At 66.0% G+C, this 24,059-nt stretch carries 21 protein-coding genes; 7 read left to right on the top strand and 14 right to left on the bottom strand.

Features of this window, described 5'->3' with window-relative positions; all coding sequences use genetic code 11:
- Nucleotides 1-196 precede the first annotated feature (196 nt).
- Together ISF28_RS09100 and ISF28_RS09095 are read right to left on the bottom strand one after the other, a co-directional pair.
- On the bottom strand, nucleotides 197-2,104 hold the full coding sequence (locus ISF28_RS09100; protein WP_198116840.1) for a chemotaxis protein CheA: 1,908 nt from the start codon (nucleotides 2,102-2,104) through the stop codon (nucleotides 197-199).
- A complete protein-coding gene (locus tag ISF28_RS09095) occupies nucleotides 2,104-2,979 on the bottom strand; it encodes a protein phosphatase CheZ (RefSeq protein WP_198116839.1) in 876 nt (291 codons plus the stop codon). Before ISF28_RS09095 ends, ISF28_RS09100 begins: the two co-directional genes overlap by 1 nt.
- A 369-nt stretch (nucleotides 2,980-3,348) precedes the next feature.
- Here ISF28_RS09095 and ISF28_RS09090 point away from each other — a divergent pair, with 369 nt between their 5' ends.
- From ISF28_RS09090 to ISF28_RS09080, 3 genes are all read left to right on the top strand, one after another.
- Nucleotides 3,349-3,813, top strand: a complete 465-nt coding sequence (locus tag ISF28_RS09090; RefSeq protein ID WP_198116838.1) for a universal stress protein — start codon at nucleotides 3,349-3,351, stop codon at nucleotides 3,811-3,813.
- Between the two features lie 129 nt (nucleotides 3,814-3,942).
- On the top strand, nucleotides 3,943-4,587 hold the full coding sequence (locus ISF28_RS09085; protein ID WP_036232923.1) for a response regulator: 645 nt from the start codon (nucleotides 3,943-3,945) through the stop codon (nucleotides 4,585-4,587).
- Between the two features lie 413 nt (nucleotides 4,588-5,000).
- Nucleotides 5,001-5,795 (top strand): Crp/Fnr family transcriptional regulator, encoded by a 795-nt coding sequence (locus ISF28_RS09080; RefSeq protein ID WP_198116991.1) that lies wholly within the window; start codon nucleotides 5,001-5,003, stop codon nucleotides 5,793-5,795.
- A gap of 81 nt (nucleotides 5,796-5,876) precedes the next feature.
- On the opposite strand, the gene ISF28_RS09075 is transcribed toward ISF28_RS09080, so the two are convergent.
- From ISF28_RS09075 to ISF28_RS09050, 6 genes are all read right to left on the bottom strand, one after another.
- Nucleotides 5,877-6,971, bottom strand: a complete 1,095-nt coding sequence (locus ISF28_RS09075; protein WP_198116837.1) for a glycine zipper 2TM domain-containing protein — start codon at nucleotides 6,969-6,971, stop codon at nucleotides 5,877-5,879.
- A 69-nt stretch (nucleotides 6,972-7,040) separates the two neighbouring features.
- Nucleotides 7,041-7,700 (bottom strand): ligase-associated DNA damage response endonuclease PdeM, encoded by a 660-nt coding sequence (pdeM, locus tag ISF28_RS09070; protein WP_198116836.1) that lies wholly within the window; start codon nucleotides 7,698-7,700, stop codon nucleotides 7,041-7,043.
- Nucleotides 7,697-10,195 carry a ligase-associated DNA damage response DEXH box helicase gene (locus ISF28_RS09065; RefSeq protein WP_198116835.1) on the bottom strand — a complete coding sequence of 833 codons (2,499 nt, stop codon included), beginning with the start codon at nucleotides 10,193-10,195 and terminating at the stop codon, nucleotides 7,697-7,699. Before ISF28_RS09065 ends, pdeM begins: the two co-directional genes overlap by 4 nt.
- The gene (locus ISF28_RS09060) at nucleotides 10,192-11,826 is read right to left on the bottom strand and encodes an ATP-dependent DNA ligase (RefSeq protein WP_198116834.1); all 1,635 of its coding nucleotides are present in this window, start codon (nucleotides 11,824-11,826) and stop codon (nucleotides 10,192-10,194) included. Before ISF28_RS09060 ends, ISF28_RS09065 begins: the two co-directional genes overlap by 4 nt.
- Nucleotides 11,819-12,859, bottom strand: a complete 1,041-nt coding sequence (locus ISF28_RS09055; RefSeq protein ID WP_198116833.1) for a ligase-associated DNA damage response exonuclease — start codon at nucleotides 12,857-12,859, stop codon at nucleotides 11,819-11,821. The genes ISF28_RS09060 and ISF28_RS09055 overlap by 8 nt, the downstream gene beginning before the upstream one ends.
- 18 nt (nucleotides 12,860-12,877) lie before the next feature.
- Nucleotides 12,878-14,602 carry a RecQ family ATP-dependent DNA helicase gene (locus ISF28_RS09050; RefSeq protein ID WP_198116832.1) on the bottom strand — a complete coding sequence of 575 codons (1,725 nt, stop codon included), beginning with the start codon at nucleotides 14,600-14,602 and terminating at the stop codon, nucleotides 12,878-12,880.
- Nucleotides 14,603-15,151: 549 nt separating this feature from the next.
- Here ISF28_RS09050 and ISF28_RS09045 point away from each other — a divergent pair.
- Nucleotides 15,152-15,598: a response regulator gene (locus tag ISF28_RS09045; RefSeq protein ID WP_198116831.1), complete on the top strand. Its 447-nt coding sequence runs from the start codon at nucleotides 15,152-15,154 to the stop codon at nucleotides 15,596-15,598.
- A gap of 402 nt (nucleotides 15,599-16,000) precedes the next feature.
- Nucleotides 16,001-17,248 carry a glycoside hydrolase family 30 beta sandwich domain-containing protein gene (locus ISF28_RS09040; RefSeq protein WP_198116830.1) on the top strand — a complete coding sequence of 416 codons (1,248 nt, stop codon included), beginning with the start codon at nucleotides 16,001-16,003 and terminating at the stop codon, nucleotides 17,246-17,248.
- Between the two features lie 16 nt (nucleotides 17,249-17,264).
- On the opposite strand, the gene yddG is transcribed toward ISF28_RS09040, so the two are convergent.
- Nucleotides 17,265-18,170, bottom strand: a complete 906-nt coding sequence (yddG, locus tag ISF28_RS09035) for an aromatic amino acid DMT transporter YddG (protein WP_198116829.1) — start codon at nucleotides 18,168-18,170, stop codon at nucleotides 17,265-17,267.
- Nucleotides 18,171-18,248: 78 nt separating this feature from the next.
- Here yddG and ISF28_RS09030 point away from each other — a divergent pair, with 78 nt between their 5' ends.
- On the top strand, nucleotides 18,249-18,548 hold the full coding sequence (locus tag ISF28_RS09030; protein WP_198116828.1) for a type II toxin-antitoxin system Phd/YefM family antitoxin: 300 nt from the start codon (nucleotides 18,249-18,251) through the stop codon (nucleotides 18,546-18,548).
- Nucleotides 18,549-18,551: 3 nt separating this feature from the next.
- Entirely contained in the window at nucleotides 18,552-18,890 is a 339-nt protein-coding gene (locus ISF28_RS09025) for a type II toxin-antitoxin system RelE/ParE family toxin (RefSeq protein ID WP_198116827.1), read from the top strand.
- Between the two features lie 35 nt (nucleotides 18,891-18,925).
- Here ISF28_RS09025 and ahpF read toward each other — a convergent pair whose 3' ends face one another.
- The 5 genes from ahpF to ISF28_RS09000 all read right to left on the bottom strand — a co-directional run bounded on the left by ahpF (nucleotide 18,926) and on the right by ISF28_RS09000 (nucleotide 24,057).
- Nucleotides 18,926-20,503, bottom strand: coding sequence for an alkyl hydroperoxide reductase subunit F (ahpF, locus tag ISF28_RS09020; RefSeq protein WP_198116826.1), 1,578 nt, complete (start codon nucleotides 20,501-20,503; stop codon nucleotides 18,926-18,928).
- A gap of 225 nt (nucleotides 20,504-20,728) precedes the next feature.
- The gene (gene ahpC / locus ISF28_RS09015) at nucleotides 20,729-21,292 is read right to left on the bottom strand and encodes an alkyl hydroperoxide reductase subunit C (RefSeq protein ID WP_198116825.1); all 564 of its coding nucleotides are present in this window, start codon (nucleotides 21,290-21,292) and stop codon (nucleotides 20,729-20,731) included.
- A 109-nt stretch (nucleotides 21,293-21,401) separates the two neighbouring features.
- Nucleotides 21,402-22,619: a hybrid sensor histidine kinase/response regulator gene (locus ISF28_RS09010; RefSeq protein WP_198116824.1), complete on the bottom strand. Its 1,218-nt coding sequence runs from the start codon at nucleotides 22,617-22,619 to the stop codon at nucleotides 21,402-21,404.
- Complete coding sequence (locus ISF28_RS09005) at nucleotides 22,616-23,230, bottom strand: chemotaxis protein CheB (protein WP_198116823.1); 615 nt, start codon at nucleotides 23,228-23,230, stop codon at nucleotides 22,616-22,618. The genes ISF28_RS09010 and ISF28_RS09005 overlap by 4 nt, the downstream gene beginning before the upstream one ends.
- Nucleotides 23,227-24,057 carry a CheR family methyltransferase gene (locus ISF28_RS09000; protein WP_198116822.1) on the bottom strand — a complete coding sequence of 277 codons (831 nt, stop codon included), beginning with the start codon at nucleotides 24,055-24,057 and terminating at the stop codon, nucleotides 23,227-23,229. Before ISF28_RS09000 ends, ISF28_RS09005 begins: the two co-directional genes overlap by 4 nt.
- Between the last annotated feature and the right edge of the window lie 2 nt (nucleotides 24,058-24,059).

Here is a 24,059-nt window from a genome sequence, read left to right as displayed (position 1 = left end):
CTTCATGCGGGCATGGTCTTTGATTATGCCATATTTGTGCAATGCGGAAGCAAGGTCCTTCGAGCACAATTATTCCAATGAACTCGTCCATATGAAAATTTTGTTCGGACCGATATCCAGGCATACAAATAAAAAAAGCCTGCGCATTTCCTGCGCAGGCTTTTCGTAGCTTTGTAGCAAAAATGCAGCAAGCCTTTTACGCGGCCAGTCTCACGGTGGAACGGCAACCGTCCATCAGGAACGACAGGCCGACGACCAGCACGAGCGAACCTTCCGCCGAGCGCGCCGTGCCGGTGATGCCCTCGACGCTCAGCGCCGTCATCGGCTTGATCACCAGATCGGCCGTGCCGTCGACGGCTTCCACCGCGATGATGTACGGCTGCGGGGCGTTGATGACGATGCCCACGCGTTCCGTGCAGGCCTCGTAGCCGAGCGACAGCGCCAGCGAACGCACCGGCAGCGGACGACCCTGGTCCTTCAGCACCGGGGCGCCGCCGACCTGCATGAAGGTCTCCGGCAGCTCGACGACGCGCTCGACGACGGCCATCGGCAGCGCCAGCTGCGCGCCCGACGTCGACACGAGCATGGTCGGCACGATCGACAGTTCGATCGGCAGGCGGATCGAGAACTTCGTGCCACGGCCCAGGTTCGAGTCGATGCGGATCGCGCCGCGGTTCTTCTCGACGGCCGTCTTGACCACGTCCATGCCCACGCCGCGGCCCGAGACCGACGACGCCACTTCCTTGGTCGAGAAGCCCGGCAGGAACACGAGCTGGTACGCCTCGTCGTCGCTCGATGCCTGGTTGTCGGAGATGAGGCCCTTCTCGATCGCCTTCTTGCGCAGCTTGGCCGGATCCATGCCGCGGCCGTCGTCCTGCAGCACGATCATGACGCTGTTCGCTTCCTGCCACGCCTTCAGCAGGATGAACGCCTTGGCCGGCTTGCCATTGGCGACGCGGTCCTGCGGCGATTCGACGCCGTGGTCCAGCGCGTTGCGCAGCATGTGCACGAGCGGGTCGTACAGGCTGTCCACGACGACGCGGTCGACTTCCGTTTCGGCGCCTTCGATGGTCAGCTCGACGTCCTTGCCCAGGTCCTTCGCCAGCTCGCGTACGAGGCGCGGGAACTTCTGGAACAGGCGGCCGACCGGCTGCATGCGGGTCGCCAGCGTGGCGCGCTGCAGCTCGGCCGAATAGCGCGACGCGCGTTCCAGCGTCTCGGTCAAGGTGGCCATCAGCGTGGCGGCCTGGCCTTCGAACTTGAACTGCGACAGGCGCTCGAGCAGCACGGCGGCCTGGTTCGCGGCCTGCACGGATTCGCCGGCCACTTCCAGCAGCGCGTCCAGCTTGACCGCGTCGATACGGATGCTCTCGTCCTTGGCGGGACCGGTGCTGGCCGGCTTGTTCTCGGTGCGGCGCTCGACGCCGTCCCAGCCCGGCTTGCCGCCCGCGGCCGCGGCAGCGTCATGCGGCGCGGCCTGTGGCGGCGCAGCAGTGGCCACGGCAGCCGCCTCGACGGCCGCGGCCGGTGCGTCGGACGACGCCTCGGCCGGCGTGTACGTGCCCGCCGGGACGACCGCCATGAACATCGCTTCCCAGTCGAGACCGTCGGCGCCCGGCGCGGCGGCCGGAACCGCTGCGACGACGGGCGCCGGCGCCGCGGCCGGTGCCGGCGCAGCCGCTGCCGGCGCGGGCGCGGCCTTCGGCGCGGGTGCGGCATCGTTGCCGGCGATGGCGTCCTTGAGCATGCGCTCGAGGTCCGCCGGCATCTGCGGCAGCTGGTCCGGCGTGGCGCCGTTGTTCAGGTCGCTCAGCTGGTCGGCCACGAAGCCGGACGCCTGCAGCGACGCTTCGATCGCGCCGGGCGTGACGGGGGCCGCGCCGGTGCGCAGCGCGTCGAACAGGTTTTCCGTCAGGTGGCAGGCGGCGACGAGCGCCGGCAGCCCCATGAAACCCGCGCCACCCTTGATGGTGTGGAACGAGCGGAACACCGCATTCAGCGTTTCCTTGTTGTTGGGATCGCGTTCGAGGTGCAGCAGATGCTCTTCGACATTCGCTGCAAGATCCATCGCCTCGACGACGAAATCCTTGAGCATTTCATCCATTAGAATCCCAGATCGGCAAGAAGATCATCGACACTGTCCTGGTCGAGCGCCGCGGACGGCACCGACGGACCCTGCATGAGCGGCTGCGGCTGTTCCTGCGCGGCCTGCTGCTTCTGCGCCAGCTTTTCCTTGACGTCCGGCGGCGCGCTGTCCTTGAGCAGCTGGGTCAGCTCGTTCTCGACCGTCTTGGTGATCACGACCACTTTCTTGATCAGCTGGCCGGTGATGTCCTGGAAGTCCTGGGCCATCATGATCTCGAGCAGGCGCGCCTTTTCCGCTTCCGTCGCTTCCGACACGAGCTGGGCGAACTGCTTCGAATCGCCGGCCAGGGCCTTGAACTGCTCGATCGACAGCTTGCCGGCGAACAGGTCGTCCCAGCGGTTTTCCATGTCCTTGGCCTGCTTGGACAGCAGATCCTGGGCCGGCATACCGTCGTCCAGCGTGTTCAGCACCTTGTTGGCGGCTTGTTCGGTCAGGGTGGCGACGTATTCCAGGCGGTCCTGCGCATCCACGATCTGGGACGACGCCTCGGTCAGCGCCTTGTCGTAGCCGAGCTCGCGCAGCGAGTCGTGCAACAGGCGCACGATGCCGCCCAGGCGCTCGTACATGCCTTTTTCGTGCTCTTCCTCGGCCGGGGCCGGCACGCTGGCGGCCGGCGCGGCCGGCGCGGCCGGCGCGGACACGACGGCCGGAGCGGGTGCGTTGGTGGCTGCGACCTGGTCGAACAGGGCCTCCAGGTCGTCCGAATCGCCGCTGTCGCCGCCGGCGGCGGGCTCGGGCGCTGCTGCGGGAGTCGGAGCGGCTGCGGGTGCGCTGGCACGCTGCGCTGCCACTTCCTCGAATAATGCGTCGAAATCGTCAGCGGCGTCGGTCATAGTCCCTGCTTCTCCATAATTTAAGTGTCGCGATGATCTTTGCTGTGTGCGGTACGGCTACCGTCATTACACTGACGGTAAGAATTTCCGACGAGTGTATCAGTGTGGTTGCCGTAGGTAAATCTTCGGAAATGCCCGCGTTGTCGATTCGCGGGTAATCTTGGCCTGGCGACAATCTTTTACAGCGATTTCTGAATAATTTCGCAAAGTATCTGTTGTATTTTTTTATCGCCGGTGAATTTATGACATTCGGTATCCGCCGGCGAATAGCTGAGCATATCACTGAGCAAGATCAAGCATTTACGTTCTGCCAAGATGTGAAACGCGAACTACAATGAGAAGGTAGCGTGACGTGAGGGAGGGCTCACCATGTACCAGAAGATTCTGATCACCACCGACGGCTCCACCGTATCGCAGCACACCGCATGCGCCGGCGTCAAATTCGCACAACAGATGGGCGCCGAGGTGCTGGCCCTGTTCGTTGCACCCGAGTACCAGTACCCGGTCTATGTCGAGATCGTGCCACCCGCGTATCCCAGCGAGGAGGAATACGCCCTCCAGATGCAACGGCTGGGCGAAGAGTACATGGGATCGATCATGCGCTCGGCGGAGGGCTGCAGCCTCAGGCATGCTTGCATGACGGCTTTTTCCGACACACCGGCGCTCAAGATCGTCGACGTGGCGGAACAGCAACAGTGCGACCTGATTTTCATGGGCTCGCATGGCCGCAGCGGCTGGGGGCAGTTGCTGCTAGGTAGCGTTACCAACAAGGTGCTGTCGCATACGAGCAAGCCCGTGCTCGTGCACCGGCTGATCCGGGAGCCCGGCACCTGAACGCCTTACCGGAAGTCGCGCCCGCGCGCATCGGACAGCAGGCATTGTCCAAAAAAAAGGCAACGGAAGTGTTGCCCCTGTGATATCTTTTTACCTTCCATTTTACAATTGATCCCTTGGGGACATCTTATGATTCGCATTGTCATCGCCGACGACCACACGATCATGCGCGAAGGTCTCAAGCGTATCCTCGACGGCGCGCTCGACATCGAGATCGTCGGGGAGGCCATCAACGGCTTCGAAGTGCTGTCGCTGGTGCGCCAGGGCGGCTTCGACCTGCTGCTGCTGGACCTGTCCATGCCGGGCCGCAGCGGCGTCGACCTGATCCGCCAGGTACGCAGCGAAGCGCCCAAGCTCGCCATCCTGATCCTGACGATGCACGAGGAAGAGCAGTACGCCGTGCGCGCCATCCGCGCCGGGGCCCAGGGTTACCTCACCAAGGAAAGCGCGGGCACCCAGCTCGTCGGCGCGATCCGCAAGGTGGCGTCCGGCCGGCCCTACATCAGCACGGAGGTGGCCGAACAGTTGGCGCTGAACATCATGGCGCCGAACGAACAACTGCTGCACAAGCAACTCTCGGATCGCGAATTCGAGGTCTTCTCCCTCCTCGTGGGCGGCAAATCGATCACCGAGATCGCCAACAACCTGCACCTGTCCGTGAAGACGGTCAGTACCCACAAGACCCGCATCATGCAGAAAATGGGCATGACCTCCCTGTCGGAAATGGTCCAGTATGCGGTTGCGCATCGCCTGCTCGCGCCGATGAAAGCCTGACCGGGCCACGAAACAAATTTGACATTCTCACGACATGATTTGTGCCCGGCCAGGGAATTTTCCTGAACGGGCACAGCGTCGTCTCCACTCGTAATCCTACCCCTGCTTCATTCGTATTCCCCTCTGACGACCGGACTGGCAGTAAGAAAATTCCTACAGTCTGACGCTCCCTCCTACTGCACATTCAGCCGTTGCTGATATTAATGCCGGACTCGTGTTGGCATACTGACTTCAGCGTTTCGACTTGCCTGCGGTCCATATCCGTATCCTGTCAGCCCCGTGCTCCGTCACCGCACCGGCATCACCGGACCGCAGCTTGCTTCTTTGAAATCCTAAACCTGGAGATGAGTATGCAGTCCCCGCTAACTTCAGAACAACGCAACGCCTCGCCGTCGACCCTGCACTCGTCACAGATGGAAGCCGGACGCCAGCGCCAGGGCCGTCTCTGGTCGAACTTGAAAGAGGTCTGCGACCTGCTCCACATCCCGGCCGCCGTCTCGATGAACACGGAAGAACTGTTGTTCCAGCACGTCCAGTTCAAGACCGGGCAGCGCGTGCACACCATCGGCCAGGCGTTCGACACGCTGTACATCGTCAACTCCGGTTTCCTGAAGACCGTGCTGATCGACGAATTCGGCAACGAACAGGTGCTCAGCTTCCCGATGAAGGGCGACATGCTCGGCGTCGACGGCATCCACACGCGCCATTACGCGTCGGAAGCGGTCGCCCTGTCCGACTGCGACCTGATCCTGGTCCCGTTCAAGAAACTGACGGCCCTCGGCCGCGTGCACGCCGAGCTCGAGAACCTGATGTATGGCGTGATGAGCCGCGAACTGGTGCGCGAACAGGCCATGATCGGCATGCTGGGCGCCCTGTCGGCGGAAGCCCGCGTGGCCCGCTTCCTGATCTCGCTGGCGGACCGCTTCGCCGCGATGGGTTATTCCAGCAAGTTGTTCAACCTGCGCATGACGCGCCATGAGATCGGCAGCTATCTCGGCCTGACGCTCGAGACCGTGAGCCGTACCTTGTCCGCTTTCAATGAAATCGGCCTGATCACGGTCGACCAGCGCACCATCGGCATCAAGGATCCGGAAGCCCTCAAGACGCTGCGCCGTCTGCCGCCGTCGCGCTCGCGCGCCAAGCAGGCCGCCAAGCACAAGGCCGAAGCGGACACCTCCGGCGACGGCCAGGTGCTGGCCACGGTCTGAGCACCCCGCCTCCGATTCCCGCCTCCAACGACGAAAGCCGGTTCCCGTACGGAAGCCGGCTTTGATGTTTGACGGCGAGGCTCAGTCGCGGATCAGCACGCCATCGCTGACCTTCACCCGGTCGCCGACGCGGAAGCCCGGATTGTTTTCGTACGGGATGGTTTGCGTGGCGCCGTTCGCGTAGCGCACGACCACTTCGTAGCGCTGGCTCGTGTGGGCATTGCGCTCGATCTCGCGGCCCGCGATCGCACCGCCCACGGCGCCGGCCACGGTGGCGGCCGTACGTCCGCTGCCGCTGCCCACCTGGTTGCCGATCAATCCGCCCACGACGGCGCCGGCGCCCGTGCCCAGGTAGTTGCCGTCGCCGCCGACCTGCACGACGTTGACGGCTTCCACCGTCGCGCAATTCGTGCAGTAGCGCGCCACACGCGGCTGGCTGCCCGGCGGCCGGATGCCCTGCCCATTGCCGCCCGCAATCAGCGGTTGTCCCAGCGAGGCCGTCGAGTAACGGCCGTTGGCGCGGATCGTGGCCGTGACGGGCGCGTCCGGTGCGATCTGGTCGCCGCGGCGGATCGTGTACAGGCCGCTGTATTCGCCCGGCCGCACTTCCGGCAGGAAAAAGATGCCGCGCGTGCCGGCGATCTGCACTTCGACCTTGGCGCCCGGCGTGCCGTGCACGGTGAATTTCAGCTCGTTGCCCGGCCCCAGGTCGTCGCTGCCGCGCACGTCGAAACGGTCGACATGCGGCATGTTGGACGCGGTGCGGTCGACGCGGTCGGGGCCGCGCACGATCGATTCGGCCAGCAGCCGGGTCGTCACCATGTCGTTCGCGCGCAGGTTCGCGGTGACGGTGCTGGCGGGACCGATGCGGTCGTGCGTGCCGATCGTGTACGTGCCCTGGTACGTGCCCGGCGACGTTTCGGTCATCGTCAGGTTGCGCGTGGCGCCGTCGATGCGCAACGTGGCATAGCCGCCCGGCGTGCCGTACAGCTCGAAGTTCAATTCGGTGCCCGGCTCCAGGCGGCGCACTTCGTCCACGTTGAAACCGTCGATACGCGGCGCCAGCCGGGCCGCGCGCGGGTGGTTCTGCGCGAGCACGGGCGTCGTCACGGTCATCGAGAGCAGAGGCAGCGCGGCCACCACGGCCGCAGCCAAAGTCTGTCGGGTTGTTGCCATGGGGTCCTCCGACGGGTCTTGTTGTCGATAAAACCAGCTTACGCCCGCGGTCCCGCCGGGCTCGGTGCGTTAGCGTACGCTGTGCACGGCTTCCCCCGAAGTAACGTAGATACGCTCGTCCGGCCCCGGATGCACGACGTGCCCACCGGTAAAAGATCCGAACGACGGCAGGATCATCCGACGCGGCCCTAGGACGAAACACGGCAGCCGCAGCGCATCGAAACGTGTCGCCAAGACATAAACTGGGTGGACGTGGCCCGCCAACACATAGCCGGGCGCGTCAAGGTCCGGGTGGTGGCAGAAGGATAACGGTCCGACCGTCCAGGGCTCGTCGACGAGGTCGATGGCAAGGAGCTCGGCCGGGTCGCCCGCATGCTTGTCGTGGTTGCCCCGCACGAGCGTGAGAATGAGATCGCAGCGGCGCCGGCGCCACGCCAGCATCGCGGCCTGGGTGCCGGCCACGTGCGCCGCGCGCGCATGCAAAAAATCGCCCAGGAACAGCACGTGGTTCGCGCCCGTCGCATCGATCAGGGCGTCGAGCGCGTCGAGGTTCTCGCTCGTCGTCCCGCGCGGCACGGGGATGCCGAGCGCGCGGAACGCGGCCGCCTTGCCGAAGTGGATGTCGGCGATGGCCAGCAGTCGTTCGCGCGGCCAGAAGACGGCCTTCTGCGCCAGCAGCACCAGCCGTTCGCCGGCGGCTTCGACGGTCACGCTGCCGGCGGGAGTCATGCCTCGGCCGCCTTTTCCAGTTCCCGCACCATGCGCGCGACGCGGTCCGCCAGCTTTTCCGTGCTGACCTTTTCGCGGAAGCGCTCGACCATCAGCGGAAAGCCAAACGGCGTGGCGCGCTTGACCTCGCGGAAGGCGACGCGGCGCCCATGCAGCTCGACGAGCGTGTCGCGCAGCCGGGTGAGCTCCAGCTCCTGCTCCAGCACCTCGCGCTCGGCCTGCGTGAGCAGCAGGTTGCCGCTGTCGTGCTTGCGGAAGACTTCGAAGAACAGCGACGACGACGCCTGCACCTGGCGCAGCGATTTGGGCTGGCCCGGATAGCCCTGGAACACGAGCCCCGCGATGCGCGCCACTTCGCGGAAGCGCTGCTGCGACAACTGCGTCGCGTTCAGGCTGTCCAGCACGTCCTCCAGCAGGCGCGACGTGTCGAACAGGCCGACGTCGGCCCCCGTCTCCGCCGCGAACACGGTCGCCCAGTCGACGGCCTCCGGCGCCAGCAATTCGAACCCGTAGTCGTTGACGGCGACGGAAAACGTGCTGGGCATGATCCGCCCCACGCGGAACGCGAACAGCGACGCGAGCCCCGTGTGCACGGCGCGGCCCGCGAACGGGTAGACGAACAGGTGATACCCTTCGCGGCTCTTCATGCTCTCCACCACCAGCAGGTCGTTGCCGGGCAGCGCCGACCAGCGCCCCTGGATCTCCAGCAGGGGCCGCAGCGCCTGCATCTCCGGCCCGTCGTACACGCCTTCGCGCGCCAGCTTCAGCTCTTCCAGCGCCGCGTGCGCGAGCTCCGACGACAGCGGCATCTTGGTGCCCTGCCAGCGGCTCACGGCGCCGCGCGTGGAGTCCGAGCGCTTCACGAACGCCGTCATCTCGTGCACGCGCACGAGTTCCAGGACGCGGCCGGAGAACAGGAAACGGTCGCCCGGCTTCATGCGCCCGATGAACGATTCCTCCACGCTGCCGATGCGGCCGCCGCTCACGTACTTCACCTGCATCTGCGCGTCCGACACGATCGTGCCGATGCCCATGCGGTGGCGCCGGCCGATCTTCACGTCGGGCACGCGGTAGACGCCTTCCTCGTCCGGCAGCACGCGCTTGTACTCGGGATAGATCGTCAGGCTCTGGCCGCCGCGCGCGACGAAATCCAGCGCCCATTGCCATTCCTCGGCCGTCAGGTGCCGGTACGACCACGCGCCTTGCACCTCCTCGTACAGGTCCCCGGACCGGAAGCCGCCGCCCAGCGCGACGGTGACGAGGTGCTGCACGAGCACGTCGAACGGCTTGTTCGGCACCTGCCGCGCCTCGATGCGGCGCGTGGCCACGGCCCGTTTCGCGCCGGCCGCTTCCAGCAATTCGAGGCTGTTCGTGGGCACGAGCGTCACGCGCGAGATGCGGCCCGGCGCGTGCCCGCTGCGGCCCGCCCGCTGCAGCAGGCGCGCGATGCCCTTGGCGCTGCCGACCTGCAGCACGCGCTCGACGGGCAGAAAATCGACGCCGAGGTCGAGGCTCGCCGTGCACACGACGGCCTTCAGGTCGCCGCGCTTCAGGCCCGTCTCGACCCATTCGCGCACGACGCGGTCGAGCGAGCCGTGGTGCAGCGCGACGAGGCCGGCCCAATCCGGCCGCGCCTCGATCAGGTTCTGGTACCACAGCTCCGATTGCGAGCGCGTGTTCGTGAAAATCAGGGTCGCCTCGTGGTTCTCGATCTCGCGGATGACCGGCTGCAGCATCTGCAGGCCCAGGTGGCCCGCCCACGGAAAGCGCGCCACGTTGTCCGGCACGAGGCAGTCGACGACGATCTGTTTTTTCAGGTCGCCTTCGACGAGCACGCCGGCGTCCGGATCGCCCAGCAGCACGGCGCGCGCCTCCCCCAGATTGCCCATCGTCGCCGACAGGCCCCACACGACGAGCCCCGGATTCCAGCGCCGCAGCCGCGCCAGCGCCAGTTGCACCTGCACGCCGCGCTTGCTGCCCATCAGCTCGTGCCACTCGTCGATGACGATCATGTCCAGGTGCTTGAACTGGTCGCGCGCGGCCGCGTGCGACAGCAGCAGCGACAGGCTTTCCGGCGTCGTGATCAATGTGCCGGGCAGCGCCTTCGACTGGCGCGCGCGCTCGGCCGCGCCCGTGTCGCCCGTGCGCGCGCCGATGGTCCACGTGCCGATGACGTCGGGGCTCGCGGCGCCCAGTTCGGCCGCCGACGTTTCCAGCGAACGCTGCGTGTCCGCCGCCAGCGCGCGCATCGGCGTGATCCACAGCAGGCGCAGGCCCACGCCGTGGCTCCTGTTGGCGCGCCGGGTGCGGCTGGCGCCCCGCAGCAGCGCGGCGAACCACACGGCATACGTCTTGCCCGCGCCCGTGTTCGCGTGCAGCAGGCCCGATTCGCCGGCCAGCGCGGCCTTCCACACGGCGCGCTGGAACGGGAAGACTTTCCAGCGGCGTGCCGCGAACCAGGCGTCGACGGCCGCTTCCGCCTGCGTCTTCGTCATGGCGTCACGGCTCCCAGCAAGCCTTTCAAGGTATCGAGCGTATCCGCCTGCTCGACCGTCTTGTCGTCGCGCCGGCGCAGGATGCGCGGGAAGCGCACGGCGATGCCGGCCTTGTGGCGGGTCGACAAGGCGATGCCCTCGAAGCCGATCTCGAACACCATCGTCGGCCGCACGGAGCGCACGGGTCCGAACTTCTCGATCGTCGTCTTGCGGATCGTGCTGTCGACCTGGGCGATCTCCGCGTCCGTCAGGCCGGAATAGGCTTTCGCGAACGGCACCAGCCGGCGCGCCTCGCCCTCGCCGTCCCACACGGCGAACGTGTAATCCGTGTACAGCGACGCGCGCCGGCCGCTGCCCGCCTGCGCATAGATCAGCACCGCGTCGACGGCATACGGATCGATCTTCCACTTCCACCATGTACCGACGTCCTTCGTGCGGCCCACGCCGTACTGCGCATTCCGTGCCTTGAGCATCATGCCTTCGACGCCGCGCGCCCGCGATTCCGCGCGCAGCTTGCCGAGGTCGTCCCAGCTGTCGGCCGTCACCAGCGGAGATATCCGCAGCTGCGGCTGGGCGGCGCCCGTGACGAGCGTCTCCAGCAGCGCGCGCCGCTCGTGCTGGGGCAGCGCGCGCGTGTCGACGCCGTCCAGTTCCAGCAGGTCGTAGGCGAGCAGCACGGCCGGCAATTCGGCCAGCAGCTTGGCGGACAAGGTCTTGCGGCCGATGCGCTTCTGCAGGTCGGCGAACGGCGCCGGCGCGTCGCCTTGCGTCCAGATCAGCACCTCGCCGTCGACGACGGTCCCCTCCGGCAGGACGAGGCCGGCGAGCTCCGGAAAGCGTTCCGTGATCAGGTCCTCGCCGCGCGACCACAGGTAGTTCTGGCCGCCGCGCCGCACGAGCTGGGCGCGGATGCCGTCGTACTTCCACTCGACCTGCCAGTGTCCCATATCGCCTAAAGCAGCGGCGGGGTCGCCCTGCAACTGGTGCGCGAGAAAAAACGGATACGGCTGGCCGCCGCGCAGCTTGTGCTCGTCGTCGGTTTGCGCCGCGATCAGTTGCAGGAAGCCGGCCGCCGTCGGCTTGACGCGGCCGTCCGTCCAGCCCATCAGGCGCTGCGCGATCAACTTCGAATCCACCGCGGCGATGGATGCCAGCGCGCGCGTGACGAGCAGCTTCGACACGCCGACGCGAAAGCCGCCGCCGATCAGCTTCACGAACAGGAAGCGTTCGCGCCACGTCAGCTCGTCCCAGTACGAGAACAGGGCCGCGCGGATCGTGCCCGGATCGGCGCCGCGCAAGGGCCCGATGCGATCTTCCATCCAGGCGGCGAGGCCCACGTCGCCGTGACGCTTGGGCGGCGGCAGGATGTGGGCGATGGTCTCGGCCATGTCGCCCACGGCCGCATACGATTCGTCGAACAGCCAGTCGTCCAGGCCCGCGTATTCGATCGCGTACTGGCGCATCAACTTGCTCGGCACGGCCTGGCGCGGCTTGCCGCCCGCGAGGAAGTACACGGCCCACGCGGCGTTTTCCGGGGCGGCGCTGGCGAAGTAATTCTGCAGCGCCTCAAGCTTGCGGTTGGTGGCGGTGGTTTCGTCGAGTTCGGCGTACAGGCGGGCGAATTCACGCATCCTTCGCCTCCTCCACGGGCTCGCCCGGCGTCGCCGTCACGGCTTCGTCGTCCTCCTCGCCGTACTCCGTGTCGAACGCCTTCGCATCGAGGCCGATCTGGCACAGCCAGCGCACCATCACGGGAATCGAGCCGTGCGTGACGATGACCTGGTGCGCGTCGGTGGCGTGGATCGCATCCATCAGGCCGGGCCAGTCGGCATGGTCGGACAGCACGAAGCCGCGGTCGACGCCGCGCCGGCGGCGCGCGCCGCGCAGCAGCATCCAGCCGCTGGCGAAGGCGTCGGAATAATCGCCGAAGCGGCGCGTCCACGGCGAGCCCGAGGCCGACGGCGGCGCCAGCACGAGCGCCGTCTTCAGGTCCGCCTTGTCCGTTTCGCTGACGAGCCGCGTGTGCGGCAGGGCCACCCCGCCCGCGCGGTAGATGCGGTTCAACGGCTCGACGGCGCCGTGGCAGACGATGGGACCGATGGTCGGATCGAGCCCGCACAGCAGCCGCTGCGCCTTGCCGAACGCGTAGGCATACAGGACGCTCGTGCGGCCTTCGCCGGCATTGCGGCGCCACCAGCGGTTGATGTCGTCGAATACGTCCTGCTGCGGATCCCAGCGGTAGATCGGCAGCCCGAACGTGGATTCCGTGATGAAGGTGTGGCAGCGCACGGCCTCGAACGGCGCGCAGGTGGCGTCCGGCTCGACCTTGTAGTCGCCCGACGCGACCCACACTTCGCCCTGGTACTCCATGCGGACCTGGCTCGACCCCAGCACGTGGCCGGCCGGGTGCAGCGAGACCGTCACGCCGTTGTGGACGATGCGCGCGCCGTAGTCCAGGCCCTCGATGTCGATGTCCTGGCCGAGGCGCGACTTCAGGATGCCGACGCTCTGGTTCGACGCGAGATAGTGCTTGCTGCCCCAGCGCGCATGGTCGCCGTGCGCATGGGTGATGACGGCCCGGTCCACCGGCCGCCACGGGTCGATGTAGAACTGGCCCGGCACACAGTACAGGCCCTCCTTGCGTACGACGACCATGTCTCCCATGCGGTCGGTGCCCTCCTGTCAAGCGGGCGTGACGAATTCGGCGACGAAGGCGCGCTGTTCGCCGTCCGGGAATTCGATGTGGACCTGGTCCCCCGCGACGGACAGCACGACGCCTTCGCCATACTTGGGCACCGTCACGCGCGCGCCGGTGTCGAAGGCGGGGCCGGCGCTCGCCTCGTCTTCCTCTTCGCGGTCGAATTCGTCGTCGCGGATGTCGATTTCCTCCGTCAGCACGGCGGCCGGCGGATTCAGGCAGTTGTCGCAGCGGCAGCACTTCTCGAAGCCTTCGACCTCGTCGCCGAAGTAATCGAGCAGCAGCTTCCAGCGGCAGAAACCGCTGACGGCATACGATACCATCTGTTCCAGCGCTTCCCTGTCGCGTTCCTGCTTCTGGCGGTACACCTCGGCCATCGCCGCGAACAGCTTGCCGTCCGGCGCCGCGCTGCCGATGACGTACGCGAGCTTGCGGTTCTGGCGCAACAGCTTCGCGTCCTTCAGCAGTTTCAGGCAGACCTTCAGGTGCGGTCCGCCCAAGTCACCGATCACCTCGTCCACGCGCTCCGGCGTCGCGCCCTCGTTTTCTGCCAGCGCGCGCACGGCCTCGTACACGGCGCGGATCTCGTCCGCCGCCGGATAGTGCTTCACGAGGAAGAACTGCTGCACCCGCTTGTCGTCCTGCAGGAACAGCAGGGTGCAGCGGGCGTCCTTGCCGTCGCGGCCCGCGCGGCCGGATTCCTGGTAATACGCTTCCAGGTTCGCGGGGATCTGCAAATGGATGACGAAGCGCGTGTCCGCCTTGTCGATGCCCATGCCGAACGCGTTCGTCGCCACCATCACGCGGCGCTCCCCGTTCATGAACAGGTCCTGGTTGGCCTTGCGCTCGGCGGCGTGCAGCTTGCCGTGGTACAGCGCGACGGATTCGCCCGCGTCCACCAGCACCTGGTGCATCTCCTCGGCCGCCTTGACGGTGGCCGCGTAGACGATGCCCGTGCCCTTCGTTTCACGCACGAGGCGCAGCGCCTCCCGCAGCTTCTCGTCGTGGTTCGTCACCTGGACGACGCCGTATTGCAGGTTCGGCCGGTAGATGCCCGTGTTGATGACGTGCATGCGCGGATGGCGATGCTGGCCGAGGAGCTGGCGGCCGATGTCCTCGATGACGTCCTCGGTCGCCGTGGCCGTCAGCGCCAGCACGGGCGGGCGGCCCAGCGCCTCGATCGCGCCGGCCATCTCGAGATAGGCCGGGCGGAAGTCGTGGCCCCATTGCGAGATGCAATGGGCTTCGTCGACGACGACGAGATCGATCTTCACGCCCTTGAGCACGTCGACGAATTCGGGCATGGCGAGGCGCTCGGGCGTGCAGAACACGATCTCGCAGCGGCCCTCGCGCACGGCGGCCAGCGCCGCCCTCTCCTCATCGGCCGACAGGCTGCTGTTGACCTGCTCGGCGCGAATGCCGAGTGCCTCGAGCTTTTCCAGCTGGTCCTTCATCAGCGAGATCAGCGGCGAGACGACGACCGTCATGCCATCGAGGATGCGGGCGGGGATCTGGTAGCACAGCGACTTGCCGCTGCCGGTGGGCATGATCGCCAGCGTGTCCCTGCCGTCGAGGACGCTGTCGATCACGCGTTGCTGGCCGTCGCGCAGGTGGTCGATGCCGAACACGGTGTGCAGCAGGCGGCGGATGGTGTTGCGGCGGACCGCAAGCACACCTTTATGGAGAAGGCGGGGATCGTGGGTCGTCATGATAAACCCACTCTAAGCCTGAGCACGGCCATGCGCCATAGGACGCAACCTACAGCCGCCGTAGGATCGCTACGACGAGCTACCACGACCACCCCGACACACGACGAGGTGTAATCCTACAACACGACGGATTGCCAGCCGATAGTTTCCCTGAAGCACATGATCTAAGATGACATCAACTCGACAGACATGCGCCTTCGGAGGTCATCATGATCCGCATCTTCCCGACAGCCTGGACCCTGGCCTATATCGCCCTCACCGGAGTCGCGACATGGCTGCTGTGCGAAACCGACGCGCTCGTCGGAGCGCCGCTGCTGCTCTTCCATTGATGCCGCAGAGCCGCCCCGCCGCGCCGCGTTGGCGCAATCGGATGTCTCTGCCCGCCTGAACAGCGTGCGGCCGGCAGTGTGCCGGCTCGCCTCTGTGCGTCCATCACTCCCCGCCTGATCCGTCTCAGCACACGCTGCCGCAGCGGTTGCATATTTGTTACAAATTAGCAGTTGAACAATACGAAAGGGGCCGCCATACCTGAGGCAGGAGGACTCATCCATGAAGTACGCTCTGTTATTCGACGATGACCCGGCCGCGCGCCGCCACAGTGCCGCGCTGCTCAAGTCGCTCGGCTATCTCGTGGCCGAGACGACGACGGCCCAGGCGGCGTTGAACGCCACGCGAGCGCTGCACTTCGACGTGATCCTCACCGCCAGCGCGCACGCCGCCGGCGATCGCCGCGCCCTGCCGGGCGAACTCTCCCGCCTCGCGCCCGACACCCCCACGATCCTCCTGCTGGACGACGAGGAGCCGTTCCCGCCGCTGTACCGCGCATTCAGCGCCACCGTCACCAAGCCGGCCACCGTCCGCGGCTTGCGCCACGCGCTGGAATTCGGCCTGGACGGCATGGGTGCGCGGCCGGTGCCGCCCGCCGTTCGCTACGAGCGGCGCGACGGCCAGCGGCGGCGCCACGCGCGCGATGCGATGGCCGCCCGCTCAGCATAAATACAATAAATGAATGGTCGCTAATAATCTTTGGTTTGATCCCGCATGAGCCGGGGCATAAGATAGGCGCAACCAAACTGTTATCGCAAACATAAAATTGTGAAATAACAGTGAACAACAATAATGCGGTTCCCCACCATCCACGGAGGAGACATGCCGTATCGCACCGCCCCGCACCGCCGGCCCGTTCCGGCGCCGATTGCGACGCCCTGCCTTCCCCCGCGCTGACCGCGTACGCGGCAATCCGATTTCCGACGTGACCTCGCGCCCCACCCGGCGGCACGGGCGTCACGCGTCCCGTCCCGCCGGCGATCCCGGACCGGGGCCGCAGCAAAAGCAGCACACGCAGTGAACTCCCGGGCCGCCCGCGCCCGGGCCACCCACCGAACCACGGAGACGTTCATGCCCCATGCTTTTTCGCGCACCACCCGCCGCGTCGCGTCGACGACGCTCTTCCTCGGCGCCCTTGCCGCCTCTGCCGCTTTTGCCCCCTGTGCGTCGGCGCAGACGGTCGCCGTCAACCCAGGCACCACATACCAGACCATCCGCGGCTTCGGCGGCTTCGGCGGGGCCGGCTGGGCCCCCGAACTGACCGGCGCCCAGGTCGACGCCGCTTTCGGCACGGGGCCCGGCCAGATCGGCCTGACCATCATGCGCATGCGCATCGATCCGGATCCGAGCAAGTGGTCCCTGCAACTGGCGTCGGCGCAGCTCGCCAAGGCGAAGGGCGCCATCCTGTTCGCGACGCCGTGGACCCCGCCGGCAAGCATGAAGACCAACAACAGCCTCATCTCCGGGCGGCTGTCCACGAGCCACTATGGCGACTACGCCACGCACCTGCTGAATTTCGCCGGCGCCATGCAGGCCGGCGGCGCGGCGCTCTACGGCATCTCGATCCAGAACGAGCCGGACTTCGACCCGGGCACCTACGAGAGCTGCCTGTGGAATTCGACCGAATTCATCAACTTCCTGGCCGGCCAGGGTTCGCGTTTCGGCACGTACAAGGTGATCGCGACCGAGTCCTTCAACTTCAGCAAGACCTTGACGGACCCGATCCTGAACAGCGCGACGGCCGCGCCGCAATTCGACATCGTCGCCGGCCACTTGTACGGCGTGAGCCCGAGCGACTATCCGCTGGCGCGGTCCAAGGGCAAGGAAGTGTGGATGACGGAGCATTACACCGACAGCACGTCCGACGCGAACGACTGGACGAAGGCGATGCCGGTGGCGCTGGAACTGCACAACAGCATGGTCGCCAACTACAACGCCTACGTCTGGTGGTACATCCGCCGCTCGTACGGCCTGTTGACCGAGGACGGCAACGTCAGCAAGCGCGGCTACATCATGGCGCAGTTCGCGAAATACGTGCGTCCCGGCTACGTGCGCATCGCGGCGACGGAAAAGCCGTACGCCGACGTCTACGTCACGGCGTTCAAGAGCAGCGCCGGGAAGCTGGTCGTGGTCGCGATCAACAACGGCACGTCCCAGCGCCTGCTCCAGCTGCAGGTCGGCAGCGCCGCCCCCGCCTTCACGAAGTACCGCACCACGTCGGTCGACAACGACGGCTATGCGGGCCAGTACACTGTCTCGGGCGGGGTCGCGACCGCGTACATCGATCCGGGCAGCATCAACACGTTCGTCAGCCAATAAAAATCGGAAAGCGCTCCTAGGTGGCGGCTTGCCGGGTGCGCCCGGGGCGCGTCGCCAACCAGCAGAGGAGCGCACCGCCGCACACCATTGCCGCGCCCTCCCAGAAGGGCAGCGACAGCGGCACGCGCAGCAGCATCGCCGACAGTGCCGCGGACAGCACGGGAATGAAGTAGGAGGCGCCGGCCAGGATCGTCACGTTGCCGTGCAGGATGCCGACATTCCACGCGCCGTAGCCGAATCCCATCGCGGCGCCCGCCAGCAGCAGGTAGACGACGGCGTCCACGCTGAACGCCATGCGCCCGCCGCCCTGCAGCAGGTACTTGATCCACAGCGTGACGGCCACGAGGACGAAGAACCAGGTCACGCCGTTCTTGCCGCCCGCGAGCCGCGCCGTCACCGTGCAATACGCGGCCCAGATCACGGCACCGGCGAACGCCAGGCCATAGCTGAGCGGATTATTGCGCACGTTGTGCAGCATGCCGACGGGATCGAAGCCCTGCGCCCCGCCCAGCACCCGGCAGATGCCGACGATGGACAGCACGAACCCCGGCACGATCAGGAGATTGGCCTTCTGGCGGTTGAACAGGATGGCGGCGACGATGGTGAACGTCGGCCACAGGTAGTTGACCATGCCGACCTCGATGGCCTGGCGCGCCGTGTCGGCATAGCCGATGGACAGCGCCAGGCACAGCTCGTAGCTGACGAACAGCAGGCTGCCCCAGATCAGATAGCGGCGCGGGAATTCGCGCAGTGTCACGGGTCCCACGGACAGCAGCAGGAACACGGACGCCACGCTGTACATCGAGGCGGCGCCCCCCGTCGGGCCCAGGCGGTCGCTGACGCCGCGGATCAGGCCCACGACGGCACTCCACAGCAGGACGGCCGTCAGTCCGATCAGCGTGGCCTTGTTCGTGTTTTTCATTGTCGGTTGACCTGTAGGACTGATAAGCATACACTGAATTCTGTCCTAATTTAGCATCAAGCCCGACAGGGAGCCGCCATGGAAGTTGCCAAGCGTTTTCGCCCGATTTCTTACCTCAAGACCAACACGGCCGATGTCGCCAGGGAGTTGCAGGAAGAGGCAGGGGCCGTCGTCATCACCCAGAACGGGCTCCCGGCTTTCGTGTGCGTGAGCTTCGAAGAATACTACCGTTCGCAGGAAACGAATGCCCTGCTGAAACTGGTGAATCTGGGCGAGAAGGAAAAGGCCGCCGGCAAGGTGACCCCTCTGGAGCAGGCCAAGCGCGACATGGAAGCGGCCATCTTCGGGGGCGCGGCACGGAAGAAGAAAGCCGGGTAATCCATGCCCTACGCTGTCGACATCCTGGACTCGGCCAAGGAAGACATCATCGAAAACACGCTGTACGTGATGCACAAGTGGGGGGAGGACACAGCCCGGGAAAGCTACGCCGCCATCACCGAAAAGCTGGACTTGCTGGCGACGCAACCCCATATGGGCGTCGTCGTGCCGGAACTGCTGGCGCTCGGCAAGACGAACTACCGGATTTATTCGCACGAACGCCACACCAAATTCCTGTACGACGTCGACGAAGACAAACGGAAGATAACGGTCCACATGGTGTTCGGCAGCACGCAGGATTTCCAGTCCCTGCTCTACCGGCGCATCATTCGCGCCACGTGACGATACCGGGCGGCGCGCCGCCCGGACCATGCAGCTTACGCCGCTTCCACCGCGACCGGCATCCGGATCAGGTAATCGAACGCGGACAACGCCGCCTTCGCCCCCTCGCCCGCCGCGATCACGATCTGCTTGAACGGCGTCGTCGTCGCGTCGCCCGCCGCGAACACGCCCGGCACGTTGGTGCGGCCGTGCGCGTCCACGACGATCTCGCCGAAGCGCGACAGTTCCACCGTCCCCTTCAGGAACTCGGTGTTCGGCACGAGGCCGATCTGGACGAACACGCCGGAAAGCAGCACGTGATGTTCCTCGCCGCTGATGCGGTCCTTGAACTTGATGCCGTTCACCTTGCTGCCGTCGCCGGTGATTTCCGTCGTCTGCGCGTTCACGTGGATCGTCACGTTGGCCAGGCTCTCGACCTTGTTGACGAGCACCGCGTCCGCCTTCAGCTGCGGCGCGAATTCCAGCAAGGTCACGTGTTCGACGATGCCGGCCAGATCGATCGCCGCTTCCACGCCCGAGTTGCCGCCGCCGATGACGGCCACGCGCTTGCCCTTGTACAGCGGGCCGTCGCAGTGCGGGCAGTAGTTCACGCCGGCGTTCTTGTATTCCTGCTCGCCCGGCACGTTCACGTTCCTCCAGCGCGCGCCCGTCGACAGGATGACGGTGCTCGACTTCAGCGAGCCGCCGTTCGCGAACTGCACCTCGACCAGTTCGCCCGGGCGCGACGGCGGGATGATCTTCGCCGCGGCCTGCTGCGTCATGATCTCGACGCCGTAATGGCGCACCTGGGCTTCCAGCGCGGCCGCGAACTTCGGTCCGTCCGTTTCCAGCACGGAGATGTAGTTCTCGATCGACATCGTGTCGTTCACCTGGCCGCCGAAGCGTTCCGTCGCGATGCCGGTGCGGATGCCCTTGCGGGCCGCATACACGGCCGCCGCCGCGCCCGACGGGCCGCCGCCGACGATCAGCACGTCGTACGGGTCCTTCGCGTTCAGCTTGGCGGCGTCGCGGGCGCCGGCGCCCTTGTCCAGCCTGGCGACGATCTCTTCGATCATCATGCGGCCCGAGCCGAACATCTCGCCGTTCAGGAACACCATCGGCACGGCCATCACCTTGCGCGCATCGACTTCGGCCTGGAACGCGCCGCCTTCGATCACGGTCGTCTTCACCCGCGGATTCAGGATGGCCATCAACGACAGCGCCTGCACGACGTCCGGGCAGTTATGGCAGGTCAGCGACATGTAGACGTCGAATTCGTAATCGCCGTCGAGCCCCTTGATGGTGTCGATGACGTCCTGCTCGACCTTCGGCGGGTGGCCGCCCGTCCACAGCAGCGCCAGCACGAGCGACGTGAATTCGTGGCCCAGCGGCAGGCCGGCGAAGCGCAGGCTCGTGCCGGTCCCGGCGCGTTGCAGGGTGAACGACGGCTTGCGGGCGTCGGTGCCGTCCGTGCGCAGCGTGATCTTGTCGGCGCGCAGGCCCTGGATGGTCTGCAACAGGTCGAGCATCTGCCGGGAGGTGTCGCTGTCGTCGAGCGAAGCATGGATCTCGAACGGTTGCTGGACGCGTTGCAGGTAGCCGGCGAGTTGGTTTTTCAGGTCTTGTTCGAGCATGATCGTATCCTTTCGTTCAGTCGTGTTCAGGCCGATGCAGCGCACATGCGGATGCAACATGAAATCTAAATAGTGAATCTGGACCGGCAGATCGACTGGTTAGATCGCCTGTCTTGCGGTGGCGGGCCCGGGTCACGCGGGCTCGTGGGGAGGGGGCGGGCGCGGACCGCCCCTCGCGGTCCGCGCCTGGTACTACGGCGCTACGGTATTACGGTTGCAACCAGATCAGATCTTGCCGACCAGGTCCAGCGACGGCTTCAGCGTTGCGGCGCCTTCGGTCCACTTGGCCGGGCAGACTTCGCCCGGGTGCGCTGCGACGTACTGGGCTGCCTTGACCTTGCGCAGCAGTTCCGACGCATCACGGCCGATGCCATTGTCGTGCACTTCCATGACCTTGATCTGGCCTTCCGGATTGATCACGAAGGTGCCGCGCAGGGCCAGGCCTTCTTCTTCGATCATGACTTCGAAATTGCGCGACAGCAGGCCGGTCGGATCGCCGATCAGCGGGTAGTTGACCTTCTTGATCGCTTCCGACGTGTCGTGCCATGCCTTGTGGGCGAAGTGGGTGTCGGTCGACACGCCATAGACTTTCACGCCCATCTTGTCGAACTCCGGCTGGAAAGCAGCCAGGTCTTCCAGTTCGGTCGGGCAGACGAAGGTGAAGTCCGCCGGGTAGAACATCAGGACCGACCACGTGCCTTTGAAATCGGCTTCGGTCAGGTCGATGAACTTGCCTGCGTGGTAAGCGGTTGCTTTGAACGGCTTGATTTCGGTGTTGATGATGGACATGCAGTACTCCTCTTTCGGGGTTAAAAAAAGCTCAGGTGCGTACTATACCTCGCACACCGAGCCATGTGAAATTGATTGAACAGATTTTATTAATTAATTTTAGCTATCGTCACGCGGGTGCCGCAGCCGGCTGCAGGGCCGCTTCCGTGCACGGCAGGATGAGGCTGAAGCAGGCGCCCTGCCCCGGCGTGCTCTCGACCGTCAGCTGGCCGCCGTGCGACATCGCGAGCTGGCGCGAGATGTACAGGCCCAGGCCGAGGCCCTTCGGCTCGCCGCTTTTCGTGCCCCGCTCGTACGGTTCGAAGATGCGATCGATGTAATCGGGCGCGATGCCCTTGCCGTGGTCGCGCACGGCGATGCGGACGTTGCAGCCTTCGTCGTGCACGCTGACCTCCACCGCCCCGCCGCCACCGTAGCGCAGCGCATTGGTCAGCAGGTTGACGACGACCTGCTCGATGCGAAATTCGTCCCAATAGCCTTCGACGGGCTGATGCGGCGCCAGCTCGACGTTGGCATTGGCCGCGGCGGCCTGCAGCGACAAATCGTTCACCACGCGCTCCAGCAAGGCCATCAGCTCGACCTTGCCCGGCCGGATGGACAGGGTCCCGCTCTTCATGCGCGACACGTCCAGCATGTCGTCGATGAGGCGGATCATGGCCTTGATCTGGCGCTCGTCGCGCTTGATCATGCTGCTCATCTGCTCCGGATTGAATGCGGGGAGATTGCCGCGCTTCAGTTGCAGGCTGCGCATCTGGGTTTCCAGGAACAGCGTGTTGAGCGGCGTGCGCAGCTCGTGCGCGACGAGGGACATGAATTCGTCGCGCATGCGCAGCGAGCGCTGCAGCTCGGCCTGCGTCGCGTTCAGCTCGCCCAGCAGCACTTCCTGCTCGCGCCGCGCCGCCTCCAGCGCCTCCATCTGGCGCCGCATCTCGCGCCGCTGCTGGTCCAGCGTGACGAATACCTGGACCTTGCTGCGCACCGCGTCCGGGTCCAGCGGCTTGTACAGGAAATCGACGGCGCCCGTCTCGTACCCCTTGAAGGCATAGTTCAGCTCGCGGCCGGCGGCCGACACGAACACGATCGGGATGTTGCGCGTGCGCGAGGTCGAGCGCATCAGCTCGGCCAGTTCGAAACCGTCCATGCTCGGCATCTGGACGTCCAGGATGGCCAGCGCGAACTCGTGTTCGAGCATCAGGGACAGGGCTTCCTCGCCGGACTGGGCCTGGAACACGAGGCGCTGGTCGTCGCGGATCAGGGCGTCGAGGGCGCGCAGGTTTTCCGGCAGGTCGTCGACGATCAGCAGTTTGCTAGGGTCGTGTGCGCTCATGGTTCATTCATCTCCAACATGGGCAACAAGGCGTGGATGCGCGCCAGAGGCAGTATCAGGTTCGGCTTGCAACGGCGGATGGCGGCCGCGGGCATCGTGGGCACCTGGGCATCGAGCGGGTCCTGCACGACGGTGAAGCCGCCGCGGGCGCGGACGGTCGCCATGCCGTCGGCGCCGTCCTCGTTGGCGCCCGTGAGCAGGATGGCGGCCAGGGCCGGGCCATAGGTGTCCGCGCTGGACTCCAGCAGCACGTCGATGGCCGGCCGCGCGAAGTGGACCGGCGGCTCGCAGCTGAGCGAGAAAGTGCGATCGCGCTCGACGGACAGGTGGTAGCCGGGACCGGCGAAATACACGGTACCCGGCGCGATCTCTTCCTTGTCGGCCGCTTCCTTCACGGGCACGGGCAGGCGCTCGTCGAATAACTCGGCCAGGCGGCTGTCGCGGTCGCCCGGCAGGTGCAGGATGCAGAACACGGGCAAGGCATAGCCGGCCGGCAGCGCCGGCAGCAAGGCGACGAGGGCGTCGACGCCACCGGCCGAGCCGCCGATCACGACGGCCTCGAAGCGGCGCCCGCGCAGGGCCGTCCTGAGCGTCTCGGCGGCGGCTGTCATGCGGCCCCCTTGCGGAAGATGCGCTCGCGCCGCGCGAGCGGCTCGAAGCGTTGGGCGTACGTGGAAAAGTCGATGCTTTCCTTGCTGCCGAGGCCCAGGAAGCCGCGGTGGCACAGCGAGTCGTGGAACAGGCCCAGCACGCGGTTCTGCAGGCGCCGGTTAAAGTAGATCATCACGTTGCGGCAGCTGATGAAATGCGTTTCCGCGAACACGCTGTCCGTGGCCAGGCTGTGGTCCGCGAACGTGACGTTCTCGGTCAGGGCGCGGTCGAACAGCGCGCCGCCGTACGCGGCCGTGTAATAGTCGGAAAATGCGCGCATGCCGCCCGCCTTCTGGTAATTCTCGGTGTACGCGCGCATTTTTTCCAGCGGCATCACGCCGCGCCGCGCCGCTTCCAGCGCATCCGGATTGATGTCGGTCGCGTACATCTGCGTGCGCTCCAGCAAGCCCTCCTCGTGCAGCAGGATCGCGAGCGAATACACTTCTTCGCCCGTGCTGCAGCCGGCCACCCACACGTTCAGCGACGGATACGTCTTGAGGAACGGCACGACGAGCCGGCGTACAGCCAGATAATAATCCGGGTCGCGGAACATTTCCGTTACAGGTATGGTCAAAAACTGCAGCAGCTGAGTGAACGCCGCCGGGTCGTGCATGACGCGCGCCTGCAAGGCCGAGATCGTGTCGCATTCCATCGCGCGCAATGCCGCGAGGACGCGCCGTTTTTGCGACGCGCCCGTGTAATCGCGGAAATCGTAGTTGTACTTGAGGTAGACGGCTTCGATCAGCATCCGCAACTCGATGTCGGCGTCGCTCGGCGGATTGTGCATGG

The sequence above is a fragment of the Massilia rhizosphaerae genome (assembly GCF_016093545.1).
GTDB lineage: Bacteria > Pseudomonadota > Gammaproteobacteria > Burkholderiales > Burkholderiaceae_D > Telluria > Telluria rhizosphaerae.
Note: the sequence above shows the minus strand (reverse complement) of the source record. Positions and strands in the feature narration are given on the sequence as shown.